The sequence below is a fragment of the Methanosphaera sp. genome (genome assembly GCF_022768985.1).
Taxonomy (GTDB): domain Archaea; phylum Methanobacteriota; class Methanobacteria; order Methanobacteriales; family Methanobacteriaceae; genus Methanosphaera.
Map to the genome: position 1 here is coordinate 18,628 of NZ_JALEKL010000001.1, position 13,586 is coordinate 32,213.

Below are 13,586 nucleotides of genomic sequence, written 5' to 3' on the forward strand. Positions count from 1 at the left end.
ATATCAAAATTAATGTGGTGATTATTTTATGGATATAATGCAATATACAGAAAATCTTACAGACATCTGTGGTGTTGCACATTTAATGGAGGATAAAGAAAGACTAATTGAGACATATGGAGATGACATATGTAAATATCCATATGCAATCGTTGTAGGACATCTCATGGATCATGATATAATAGAATCAATACCACTAAGTTATAATGATGATAAAATAGCACAGGATTATCTTGATGAATACTTTAATTCTCATCAAAGAGCTGCAAAAATAGCAGATAAAATTGCAGATTTTATAAAAAAACAAGGTTTTGATGCTATTGTACTTGATGTTAGTGGTGATTCTGATGAAGTTAACCTTAAGATGCCATTTAGTAATAAGGCAAGTGCAAATATTGCACATATTGGATGGCTTGGAAAAAATAATCTTATGATAACAAAAGAATTTGGTCCAAGACTTACATGGGTTACAATACTTACAAATGCAGATTTAAAAGATTACATCAAAGATGAACAAGATTCTCTCTGTGGTGATTGTAAGTTATGTGTTAATGCATGTCCTGGTAATGCAATATGTGATGATCAAGATCCTAGAAAATCATATGATCCAGTTGCATGTGGTGAGTACTTAAAGCAAAGACGTGATGATGGTCATCCTGTTGCATGTGGAATGTGTCTTTATATCTGTCCTTATGGAAATGAAAAAACAGCAAAACTACGCAGTAATGCTGAAAATTAACTTCTCCTCCACATCTTATACCCTTTATTTTAATTAATTTTTATGTAATGTATCATATATTGTATATGCAAGTTTTTCATTTATCTTATCAACTTTTAGTATTTCATCAGGCGTTGCATCTTTTATTGCATCAAGGCTTCCAAAATGTAGCATAAGTGCTTGTTTTCTTTTAGGTCCTACTCCTGGTATTTCATCAAGTTCTGATTTAAGAAAGGCATTTTTACGTAGTGTTCTATGATATGTTATTGCAAAGCGGTGTGATTCATCACGTACATACTGGAGAAGTCTTAGTGCTGATGATTTACGTGGAAGTATTATGGGATCACTACGTCCAGGGATATATACTTCTTCAAATTTCTTAGCAAGACCAAGTAGTGCTACATCTTTAATTTCTAGTTCATTAAATACTTCAACTGCCATTGCAAGTTGTCCTTTTCCACCATCAATTAACACTAAATCCGGCTTTATATCAAGTGATTCTGTGCTGTTTTCTTTAAGATTTTCATCTGTAACATAACTGTATCTGCGTGTTAGTACTTCTTTCATCATTGCAAAATCATTAGGTCCTAGTGTTTGCATCTTAAATTTACGATACATGCTCTTATTTGGCTTTCCATCTTCAAATACTACCATTGATGCAACAGCATGTATTCCTGATATATTTGATATATCAAATGCTTCAATCCTATATGGTAGTTTTTTAAGGTTAAGATATGCTTTAAGCATAAGAAGTGGGTTGTCTTCTTTTTTTGTATTTTCATTTAGGCTTATTTTTGCATTTTTCTTTGCAATATTTATTAGTTTCTGGTAGTGTTCATCTTCTGCTATTTTTATTTCAACATTTGATGTATGTTTCTGATTAAGCCATTCATTTATTACTTCCTGATCTTCAAATTTATGTTCTACTATTATCATATCAGCAATGGGTGCTGTGATGTAGTATTGTTTTATGAATTCTGTTAGTATTTGTTGATCAGTTAATCCATCTATTTGTTTTAGTGTTAGGTCATCTTTACGGCTGGTTTTTCCTCCACGTACTGATAGTATTACAACACTTGCCTGGTGTGTGTTATGTTCTATTGCTATAATATCCTGGTTTAAATCCTGTGTAATTTGAATATTTTGTTTTTCAAGTGTTACTTTTATTGTATCTATCTGATCACGAAGTATTGCAGCCTTTTCAAATTCCATATTCTTTGAACTTTCATGCATATCTGATTCTAATTTTTGAATAATTTCTACGTATTTTCCACCTAGAAGTTGTTTTGCATATTCAATATTTTCCATGTATTCATCATATGATATTGCATTAATACATGGTGCTGAACACTGCTTTATCTGGTAGTTAAGACATGGTCCATCCATGTGTTTGCATGTTCTAATTTGGAAGTTTTTATTTATAAAATCAATAAATTCACGTGCCTTTGTAGCATTAGGATATGGTCCAAAATATGATGCTTTATCATCATAGATACGACGTGTAAGAAAGATACGAGGATACTCTTCATTTGTTATCTTAATAAATGGATATTGTTTTCCATCTTTAAGTCTGATATTATAGTGTGGTGTATGTTTTTTAATAAGTGTAGCTTCAAGAATCAATGCCTCTTTTTCTGTATCTGTAAGAATATATTCAAGATATGAAAAGTGCTTCATTAAAATTCTAGTCTTTGGATGATCAAGTTTTTCTTCATCTTTAAAGTAGCTACGTACACGTTTTTTAAGATTTTTAGCCTTTCCAACATAGATAATTTCATCATCTTCATCATGCATTATATAAACACCAGGCTTTCCTGGAAGTAGGTTAGGATCTGTTATTTTCATTGTAAAATATTCACCACCAAAATCTAAATAGAATTTTATAAAAAAAAGAGTATAATTTCAAAAAAAGGTAAAATGTATGTGGAAGTTAAATCCACTACTGTGTTATTATTGTTACATTAATACAACGATTACATCTTGGACCGTCAACTTCAAGGAAAAATATTGACTGCCATATGCCAAGTGATAATTTTCCATCAACAATTGTGAGTGTTTGACTTTGACATCCAACTATCATACTCATAAGATGACTTTTTGCATTATTATCAATCATGTCATGTCTATAATTACCATCAGGTATGATATTTTTAATAAAGTTGATAAAATCATATTTAAGACCTTCTTCATCTTCATTAATTATAATATTTGATGTTGTATGTGTTGTTTGAATATTAATAAGGCCATTTTCAATATTATTTTCAGATATAATATCATCTATCATATCTGTAATATTTACAAGTTCAACAGAATCTTGTGTATCAATTGTTATTTTTTCATTAATTATCATAGCACATCTTTTTTTTAGAATTGTGATTCTATATCATCATAGTCCATGTTTCTTTCACAATATCTGCATTTTAGAAGTATTGGTTCTTTACTTTCAACATGGAATATGTTTTCAATAGGTTCATTTGAATTTGTAATACAGTTAGGATTACTGCATTTTACAACATCATGGATGTCATCATTAAGTTTAAGTTGTGATTTTTTAACAATTTCATAGTCACGTATAATATTAACTGTAGCTTTAGGTGCAAGAAGTACGAGTTTATCAACTTCTTCTTGTGATAATTCTCGTCCTTCAATTTTTATAATATCTTTACGTTCCATATCTGGTGATTCAACATTGATTGCTACCATTATTGATGTTTCATCATCAGGTAAGTTAAGCATACTTAGTATGTTAAGTGCACGATTTTTTTTAATATGATCAATTACTGTTCCATTTCTTATTGATTTTACTTTTAATTCTGTTTTAGACATAAAACAACCACCCTCTAATAATTATACTTTTTATTTTTATTGTTTTTTATTTTTCCATTTACGTGTTTTTATTGCTTGTGCTGAGTTAAAATCATTTATTTCATAGCTTGCAAGAAGTGATTTACCAAATGCTAGAAGTTCATCATCTTCATTTACAATTAATACTTCATCATTACGACGAATATCTTCATCACAACTTATTACAAACTTATTAAATACAGATTTTCCTTTAAGTGCATATTCTTCAACATCACGGGTTATTACAACACGTTTTTGTGGAGCATCAAGATATTCATGTAGTCTTATTGCACCAAGATCAGATAATATAAGGAATCCATCATTTGCACGCATATTTACAATGTTTTCATTACCTTCAAATACATGTCTGATTTTTCCAGTTTTACGACTTTTTTCAATCTTAATTTTGTCAGGATCACATCCAAAGAGTGCTTCACCACAACCTGATCCAAACTGGTAGTCTGCAATCTGTCGTAATCTATCAAAGTCACTTATTTTTGCATCTGCAAGTTGTAGTTCATCTTCAATTATTTCAAATCCATCAATTTCAAGATCAAATTTTTCAATGATCTTTTTATGTATTAATACATTTTCATATTTTGTGATGTAAGTTTCTATTGCATCTTTTATGAATTGTTTTGATGTTTCATCATGTATTGATGGTGATTCATTTTGTGCAAGTGGATAGAATTCATCAACACCAAGTGGTATGATTCCAAATGGAATATCTGCAACAACAACATCAGCACCTCTATAGTCTAGGACTTCCTTGTTATTTGTATAGTATGATGCAATTTTTTGTGTGTATTTTTTAATATATTCCTTGTTAAGATACTTGGTGTATGGTTTTCTTGTATGTGGAAGTATTATGAGATTTTCACTTTCTGGTTTTATATTTTCAAGTTGTTTTTTATGTCTTAGTACTTCAGGACGTGATAGTGATTCTTCTCCTGTATAGAAGAATGCTGATTTTTTACTGCTTGGATTTAGTTTTTCCATATCTTCCTGATACATTTTAAGTTGACGTAGTCCATCAAGTAGGAATGGATGTGCACGACATCTTAGCTCTACAAGTTTCATTAATTCTCCATCAACAATTGCCTGTCTTATACGTCTGATTTCTGCAAAACTTACACGTAGATTATGTTCTGCTATAAGTTTTGTACGTTCTTCCTGATCCATTGCACGTAGATCATCAGGTGTATATTCACTACATACACGACAGCTACATGGCATTTCTACTAGATCTTCAAGACGTAGTGTTCCATCAGGCATCATGAAACGATTCTTATTTGCATATAATACATATGCTGCACTATCAAAGAGGTCACATCCCATTGCAACTGCAAGTGCAAATACCATTGGATGTCCTGCACCCATAAGATGTCTTGGTTTATCTTCAGGAAGTCCTCGTATTGAATACATTACAGCATCAACAAGATCTGCATATCTATACATTTCCATAAGTGGTACAACAGCACCAATAGGATAGATGTCTGCATCATTTTTTGCAATTTCCTGTGCACATTTTAATCTTAAATCAGGATATGTTGATCCCTGCACTACACTGTTTAATATGAGATCTTCACGTACATCCATTGCTTCTTTTGCTCTTTGAATTGTAATTTCAAGATCTTCTTCTGCTTGTTCACGACTTACATATGGTGCTGTTGGAATATCAAGTGATGTTCCTATATCTGTTTTTATTGCTTCTTGAAATTTTATAACTTCTTCATTTGAAATATCAATATCACCATATACAGATAGTTGGAATGATCCTGAGTCTGTTTCAATAGTGTGTGGGAAGTTAATTAAGCTGTGTACTCCTTCCTCTAATGCTTTCTTTTTAAGTTCTTCATTTTTGTAGATGATGTAGGAGTTTGTTATTACAATTTCAGCTCCTAGTTTTTCAACATCTATTGTTTGTTTTCCAGGATGTACAACAGGCATAAGTGCTGGTGTTGTAACTGTTCCATGTGGTGTTTTAAATTTTCCTATTCTTCCCATTGCATCTTTATATTTTATTTCAAAATCCAAAATTTGATTCCCCTTTATATATTTTTTTTAGTATAAATTGTAAATTTTATTTTATCTAAAGAAATTTTTCTATTAATAATTATGTATGTTATCTTTAAAATTAATATTTTTACATAAAATAAGAGAAAATATAAAAAAATGTATGAAACTACACCAATTAAAAAAAATGTAAAAATGATGAGGGGGGGGGGAAAAGTTAAATATTTCAGCATTATACTATTTTATGATATGCTTTCTTTGCTACATCTTTTGCTTTTCTTAGTGGTCGTGTTATCTTCCAGCTATCTGAATTTAGCATATCATATGTTGATCTGCATAGTATAAATTCCTCAGCAGACTGTGTTATTAGGACTTGTTCAAAGATCTTCTTATTTTTATATGTGAGATTTGCAATAAAATCACTATAGAGTTCTTCATTATCCAATACCTTAATGAAGTCTTCTCTCATATACTGGTAGTATTCTTCTTTAAATTCATCCTTAATTTTCTTAAATCTCATATTTGCAAGGAAAACCTTTTTATTGTAAAGTGTTTCTTTATGTTCTTCAAATACTCCATATTCACGGAACACATCCCATACAAGATTAAATATATCTATTGAGTCAATAAAGCGACGATCTCCTGCTGTTGTTGATGATGTTGCATACCATCTTCTTTTAAATAAAAATTCAGGATGGAAGTAGATTCTCTTAGCACTGAAAAGTACTTTCCAGAAAAATACATTATCATCAAATACAAGACCCTCAGGGAATCTGATATGATTATCTTCAATAAACTTACGATTATAAAGCTTACTCCATGGTGTTACAGTTATCTTAAATATAAGATCTTTTACATCCTCATAGCTAAATATTTGATCCTTTACACGGTGGGCTACCATGTTCATACTGTAATTTTCAGCTTCATAGTATTTATCTTGTTCATCATCATAGTTTATTGCCTTAAATAGTACAAAGTCAACATCTTTTTGTGTTGCAATATTATATGTATCTTCTAGTGCATTAAGTTCAAGAATATCATCAGAATCCATTAAGAAGAGATATTCACCAGTTGCCATGTCAATTCCACGATTTGTTGCAACAGCATGACCACCATTTTCCTGACTTACAACAGTAATTCTTGGATCTTTTGCTGCATATTCATTAAGAATATCAAGTGAATTATCAGGTGATCCATCATTTATACAGATAATTTCAATATCCTCCAGTGTCTGATTTACTATTGTATCAAGACTTTGACGAAGATATTTTTCCACATTATATACAGGCATTACAACTGATACTTTTACCATAATTTCACCAGGGTATGTTTAATTTTCTTTAGTACTTTAATTGTCATACTTTTAGTTTTACGTAGTGGCTTTGTAACTTTCCAACTTGATGAATTTGAAACCTCAAAGTTTAGTTGTCTTTGTTGTTTCATTATATCATCAGCACTTTTAGAGTTAATAAGCTTTTCAACTTCCACATATTTTCGTATAATCATAGCATCAGGGAAGTAGGTGTGCATCTGTGTAACTTCAAGAAGAGCTCTTTTAATTGTCTGAAATTCATTAAATAGTGCATCTTCATCGTCTTTATTTATAATACATAGTCTTAGATAGATCATTTCCTCATTTTGCATCTCAAAGAATGTATTATTTCCATCTTCAAAGATTTCATGTACAATTTTAAGTAATTCATCATCTGATCTGTTACGATTAAGTGATAAAAATATTACCAGCTGATCTTTGTAACGTCCTGCCAGGTCATAAAATCCATTATCTTCAAGTATGTCAATTGTCATCTTAAAATGCATCATATAGTCATACTTTTTTGTGTAACTATCTACTTTTGCATTTGTTCCACCATTTGTCATATAGTTGTATCCATATAGTGTTATTGGTGTTGTATATATCTTATCACTACATGCTAGTGCTTCTGCCATAAATACAGGGTCTTGTCCACGTAGAAGATCTGGGAATTTAATGTTATTTTCATCTATAAATTCACGTTTGAATATATTTTTATAAAATGCCCATGGTATACCATAGTCTGTTGAATTAAGACATTCATATTCATTAAATTTTGTGTAATTATTTTTATCATAATTAAAATTGTCCACTTTTTTCATGTTTTGTGTGATACGTTCAAGATTTGCACATACTATATTTGCATCATTTTTATGTCCATATTCATACATTATTTTCAATGCATCATTATCCATGTATCTGTCATCTGCATCAAGAAATGCAATATATTCACCACATGCATTTGCTATTCCATTGTTTCGGGCACTTCCTGATCCCTGATTTTCCTGGTTTAAGACTTTTATAAAGTCATACTTTTTTGCTTGTTGTTTTAGAATTTCAAGTGAATTATCAGTTGATCCATCATTGATACATATTAATTCTACATCTTTAATAGTTTGTCTTGCAAAGTTTTCAATTGTATCTTCAAGAAATTCTTCTGCCTCATATATGGGCATTATAACAGAAACTTCCACCATCTATGTTTTCTCCCCAATATTACTGAAAAATAAATAAATTAGAAAAAGAAATTTATTATTTTTTTTATTTTTAGTTAATATTTATTTATATTATTTAAATTATTAAAAAATTTCCTATATAAGATAATAGTATTTATGAAGTAGAGTTGAAAGTTGTTTATGAAAAAATATTAAAAAAAAAGAAGTAGAAAAAAGGGGGGAGGAGGTTGTAGGTGGTGTTTTAGTTAACTTGTGAGTCAAGTTTCATGTAACTATTTACAATAAGTGGATGCATAAGTATGTTATCATCATATTTACGTACAACTTTACGTATATGACGTTTTATTGGCCAGTATTCTTCATATAACTCTTTTGCATTGTCATGGTTAAGTATCATAAAGCGTAGATATATTAATTCTTCATCATGACTTTCAAAATATGGTGTATCTTCATCTTCAAAGATGTCATGTATAATTTCAATTAATTCATGATCATCACAATTACGATTAAGAGACAGAAATGTTATTAATTGATTTTTATATTTAACAGCAGATCTGACAAATCCAGCACGACTTAGTATGTCAATTGTCATCTTAAAGTGCATCATATAGTCATATTTTTTAGGATAACTATTTACTTTTGCATTTGCACCACCATTTGCTGCATAGTTATATCCATAAAGTGTAGTTGGTACTGTGTAGATTTTATCAGTATTTACAAGTGCTTCTGCCATGAAAACAGGATCCTGTCCACGTGCAAGATCTGGAAATACAATGTTATGTTCTTCAAGATAGGTGCGTTTAAATATATTTTTATAAAATGCCCATGGCATACCATAATCCTGTGATTTTACAGATCCATACTCATTACATTTAAGGTAGTTATTATCCTTGTAGTTGAAGTTTTCCTCAATTTCACCATCAAGACTCACACGCATAAGATCTGCACATACTATATTTGCATCATGTTCACATCCATAGTTATACATCTTCTCTAGTGCATCATTATCTATGAATATGTCATCTGCATCAAGAAATGCAATATATTCACCACATGCATTTGCAATTCCATTGTTTCGGCATATCCTGATCCCTGATTTTCCTGATTTATCACATGTATAAAATCATATTTTTTTGATAGTTTATCTAGTATTTCAGCTGACTTATCTGTTGATCCATCATTAACACAGATTAGTTCTACATCATGTAGTGTTTGTTTTGTGAAGTTTTCTATTGTATTTTCAAGAAATTCTTCAGCCTTATATACTGGCATTATTACAGATACTGCAACCATTATTTCTACATCCCCATATTTTCTCAACTATTTATTGTTGTTCTTCTTTTACTGTATTTAATGCTTCTTTTATTACCTGATCCATGTTCATGTATTTATACATTCCAAGTCTTCCACCAAAGATGATTTTATCTTCATCATCTGCTAGTTTTGCATATTTTTCATATAACTGTGAGTTTTTATCATCATTTACAGGATAATATGCTTCCTCACCTTTAGTCCAGGTTTTTGGATATTCATATGTTATAATTGTCTTATCAGACTTACTATCTTCAAAGTGTTTATGTTCAATTATACGTGTATATGGAATTTCTGCTTCTGTATAGTTTACAACAGCATTTCCCTGGTAGTTTTCTATGTCTTTAGTTTCACTTTTAAATTCAAGTCCACGATATTCAAGTTCACCATAGCAGTAGTTGTAGTATTCATCTATCATTCCTGTAAAGAGTACTTTATCTGCTATTGCATCCCATTTTTCTTTGTCATCAAAGTAGTTTACATCTGTTTTAACTTCAATTCCATCAAGAAGTTTTTCAATAAGTTCTGTATATCCATCTAGTGGAATTCCCTGGTATAGGTCGTTGAAGTAGTTGTTGTCGTATGTAAATCTTACAGGTAGTCTTTTAATAATGAATGATGGAAGTTCATTACATGGTTTTCCCCATTGTTTTTCTGTATATCCTTTAATTAGAATTTTATATATTGTAGGTCCTACAAGATTTATTGCTTGTTCTTCAAGATTTGCTGGATTTTCTGTTTTATATTCTTCTTTTTCTGCTTCTATTATTTCTTTAGCTTCTGCTGGTGTTTTTGTCTTCCAGAGTTTATAGAATGTGTTCATGTTAAATGGTAGGTTGTATAGTTCACCTTTATAGTTTGCAATTGGTGAGTTTGTAAATCTGTTAAATTTAATGAATTGATTTACATAATTCCATACTTCTTCATCTGATGTGTGGAAGATGTGTGCTCCATATTTGTGTACATTGATGTTTTCCTCTTTTTGTGTGTAGATATTTCCACCAATTGTACTTCTTTTTTCAATTACTAGACATTTTTTTCCAATCTTATTCATTTCATGTGCAAATACTGAACCAAAGAGTCCTGATCCAACAATTAAATAGTCATATTCCATTAGTAAATCCTCATTTATTTATTTTATAATAATAATTATTTTTTTCCATCTTATATTTTAGATGTTTTATTTAATTAATATTTATCTTTTCTTTATCTTTTAAAAGTATAAGAAAATTTATTAAAATTATATAAAAAAAAGTGTGTATGTATTTTTTTATTAAAAATTAAATAATCTAGTTAACATATATAATTATTAATTAGAATAAGGATTGGGACTTTAGATATTTATGTCAAAATTAGGTCAGAAAATACTAAGTTTAAGTAATAGTTTTAAATTCTACAGAGATTCATATCAAAAACAGAAAGATGAACTAAGAAATCTTAGAAGTCAACTTAAATCTAAAGATAAAACTATTGCAGATAAAGATAATGTAATTAGAAATAAAGATAGTGAAATTCAACACCTCAGATCATCAAAATATGATGAATTAAATAATTTAAGATCTCAAAAAGATGAAGTTATCACAACAAAAGATGTGACAATTGAATATCTCAGATCTGAAAATAACAAGTTATTTAATGAAAACCAGGTACTTGTTGAATATAACAATGATCTTAAAGAACAAATAAAGATCAACAAGGAGATACGAAACATACTAGGTGATGTGAAAAATTCATTAAATAATGAAAAACAATTAAGTGCTGATAGATTTAAGACACTACATACACTTTCTGAATTTAATCATGTGGATGTTGCAAATTCAATTGAAGAACTTAAATTTATAATTGAAAATAAAGAACTATTATATGATTTTACACAAGAATGTGATGTAACATCAGATGATGATGAAGATAGTGATGTTGTAGATAGTAGTTATAATAACTAGGATAAATACTTAGTTAACTTTTTTTCATATACTTTTCTTTTTTTATTATTAAATTATTATAGAAAAGTTTTTATTAAATTGTATAAATAAATATATAAGTAAATAACCTTTAATTAAAGGTATAAATAAAATTAAATGAAAAATTATAATATTTCAATTTTTTCAAATTTAATGAACTATTATAATATAAAATTTTATAAGGATTAGATAAAGGAGATATAAAATATGACATGTACCATATTAGTCGGGGGACAATGGGGTGACGAAGGTAAAGGAAAATGTATCACTTACTTTTGTACCAAAGATAAACCAGAAATAATTGCAAGAGCAGGAGTAGGACCAAATGCTGGTCACTCAGTAGAACACAACGGTGAAAAATATGGATTAAGACTTGTACCATCTGGTTTCTTTAATACTGATGCACAATTATTAATAGGTGCTGGAGTTCTAGTAAATCCTGAAGTATTTAAACATGAACTAGACTATCTTAGTAAATACAGCCTTGAAGGTAGAACATACATGGATTCAAACTGTGCAATAATTACAGAAGATCACATTGAATCTGATAAAGCATCAAAATACTTATCTGAAAAAATAGGAACAACAGGTAGTGGATGTGGACCTGCAAATGCAGATAGAATCAACCGTAAAATTGACTATGCAAAAGATGTTGATGAAGTTGCAGATTATGTTGCAGATGTACCATCAATTGTAAATCAGGCAATAGATGAAGGTAAAAATGTATTTATTGAAGGATCACAAGGATTTGGACTTTCATTATACTATGGAACATATCCATTTGTAACAAGTAAAGATACCTGTGCAAGTACAGCAGCAGCTGATGTTGGTGTAGGACCTACAAAAATTGATGAAGTAGTTGTAATATTTAAAGCATACATTACACGTGTAGGAGAAGGACCATTCCCAACAGAAATTTCACCAGAAGAAGCAGAAAAACTTGGACTTGAAGAATATGGTGTTGTAACAGGACGTAAAAGAAGAGTAGGACTCTTTGATAAAGAGTTTGCAAAAAGATCCTGTATGATTAATGGAGCAACACAAATAGCACTTACATGTATTGACAGATTATATCCAGAATGTGCAAAAGTAAATAAATATGAAGATTTATCACAAGAAGCACGTGACTATATTGAAGATATAGAAAAAGATGTAGGAGTTCCAATTACTATCATATCAACAGGTCCTGACCTTGAAGATACAATAGATCTTCGTGATGAAAAATTATAAACCCCTCTTATATCTCATTTTTTTACTTTTTTTTTTAAATTATTTTAACTTTATAATTAATAACTACTTTTTATTCATAACATATTTTTTCTAATTTTCTTTTCATAGTGATGATTCAATAAGCCTGTCAATTAGTTGTGTGTAGTTAATTCCACATGCTTTTGCACTCTTTGGTATTAAACTTGCCTGACTCATACCAGGAAGTGTATTTAATTCAAGAGTATAAAATATACCATTATGCAGTATAAAATCAACACGTACATATCCACGACAATTAAATGCATTCCAACAGGCAATTGATGTATCATTTAATTGTTTTTGAAGAGCATCATCTAGTTGTACTACTTCTTCTTTTGCTGCTATATTTTCATCATCTGAATACTTTGATTCATAGTCAAAAAATCCTGCCTGTGATGTTATCTTAATTGTTGGAAGTACTTCACCATCAACTATAAATGATGTATACTCCTCACCATCTAGATATTCTTCAACTAAGATAGATTCATCAACACTTAATGCCTTATTTAGCGCATCGGCTATGTCCTCTTTTTTATCTACTTTAAATGTTGCAACACTAGGTCCACCATTACATGGCTTTACAATAACAGGATATCCTATCGTATCAATTGCATCATAGTTAATTACATCACCATTTTTTATGTGAATCCATTTGGCTGTTGGAATTGATGCACTTTTAAGTATCTTTTTTGTCATATTCTTATTCATACAAAGAGCACTTGTTAGCACATCACATCCTGAATACTTTATATTCATAGCCTCAAGCATTGCCTGAATTGTTCCATCTTCACCAAATTTACCATGAAGTATAATAAGTGCAAAGTCAACATCATCTGGCATCTTATTGACTACATCCATTGGCTCATCAACTATAAGTTCATATACATTATACTTTGTTGTGTCAATATTTTCTACTACTATTGCTCCACCACTGAGTGATATTTCACGTTCTGTTGAAATACCACCCATTATTACTACAATATTTAATTTTTTCATATTTT

General features: G+C 29.8%; 11 protein-coding genes and 1 pseudogene. 3 read left to right on the forward strand and 9 right to left on the reverse strand.

Going from position 1 to position 13,586, the window contains the following annotated elements:
* Window positions 1-28: 28 nt before the first annotated feature.
* Window positions 29-739, forward strand: coding sequence for a hypothetical protein (locus tag MRZ80_RS00105; RefSeq protein WP_292535016.1), 711 nt, complete (start codon window positions 29-31; stop codon window positions 737-739).
* 33 nt (window positions 740-772) lie between these two features.
* Here the strand turns inward: MRZ80_RS00105 and uvrC are convergent, their stop codons facing one another.
* From uvrC to glf, 8 genes and pseudogenes are all read right to left on the reverse strand, one after another.
* Window positions 773-2,563, reverse strand: a complete 1,791-nt coding sequence (gene uvrC, locus MRZ80_RS00110) for an excinuclease ABC subunit UvrC (RefSeq protein ID WP_292535018.1) — start codon at window positions 2,561-2,563, stop codon at window positions 773-775.
* 94 nt (window positions 2,564-2,657) lie between these two features.
* A complete protein-coding gene (locus MRZ80_RS00115) occupies window positions 2,658-3,068 on the reverse strand; it encodes a secondary thiamine-phosphate synthase enzyme YjbQ (protein ID WP_292535020.1) in 411 nt (136 codons plus the stop codon).
* A 14-nt stretch (window positions 3,069-3,082) separates the two neighbouring features.
* Window positions 3,083-3,544: an aspartate carbamoyltransferase regulatory subunit gene (gene pyrI, locus MRZ80_RS00120; RefSeq protein WP_292535022.1), complete on the reverse strand. Its 462-nt coding sequence runs from the start codon at window positions 3,542-3,544 to the stop codon at window positions 3,083-3,085.
* 36 nt (window positions 3,545-3,580) lie between these two features.
* Entirely contained in the window at window positions 3,581-5,599 is a 2,019-nt protein-coding gene (gene tgtA / locus MRZ80_RS00125; protein WP_292535024.1) for a tRNA guanosine(15) transglycosylase TgtA, read from the reverse strand.
* A gap of 211 nt (window positions 5,600-5,810) precedes the next feature.
* A complete protein-coding gene (locus MRZ80_RS00130) occupies window positions 5,811-6,890 on the reverse strand; it encodes a glycosyltransferase family 2 protein (RefSeq protein WP_292535026.1) in 1,080 nt (359 codons plus the stop codon).
* Window positions 6,884-8,086, reverse strand: coding sequence for a glycosyltransferase (locus MRZ80_RS00135; RefSeq protein ID WP_292535028.1), 1,203 nt, complete (start codon window positions 8,084-8,086; stop codon window positions 6,884-6,886). Before MRZ80_RS00135 ends, MRZ80_RS00130 begins: the two co-directional genes overlap by 7 nt.
* A gap of 220 nt (window positions 8,087-8,306) precedes the next feature.
* Window positions 8,307-9,358: pseudogene (locus MRZ80_RS00140) on the reverse strand (glycosyltransferase family 2 protein).
* Window positions 9,359-9,389: 31 nt separating this feature from the next.
* Complete coding sequence (glf, locus tag MRZ80_RS00150; RefSeq protein ID WP_292535032.1) at window positions 9,390-10,490, reverse strand: UDP-galactopyranose mutase; 1,101 nt, start codon at window positions 10,488-10,490, stop codon at window positions 9,390-9,392.
* Window positions 10,491-10,719: 229 nt separating this feature from the next.
* Between glf and MRZ80_RS00155 the strand changes: the two genes are divergently transcribed.
* Entirely contained in the window at window positions 10,720-11,319 is a 600-nt protein-coding gene (locus MRZ80_RS00155; protein WP_292535034.1) for a hypothetical protein, read from the forward strand.
* A gap of 225 nt (window positions 11,320-11,544) precedes the next feature.
* On the forward strand, window positions 11,545-12,567 hold the full coding sequence (locus MRZ80_RS00160; protein ID WP_292535036.1) for an adenylosuccinate synthetase: 1,023 nt from the start codon (window positions 11,545-11,547) through the stop codon (window positions 12,565-12,567).
* Between the two features lie 102 nt (window positions 12,568-12,669).
* Here the strand turns inward: MRZ80_RS00160 and MRZ80_RS00165 are convergent, their stop codons facing one another.
* Window positions 12,670-13,581: a D-alanine--D-alanine ligase gene (locus tag MRZ80_RS00165; RefSeq protein ID WP_292535038.1), complete on the reverse strand. Its 912-nt coding sequence runs from the start codon at window positions 13,579-13,581 to the stop codon at window positions 12,670-12,672.
* Window positions 13,582-13,586: the final 5 nt, after the last annotated feature.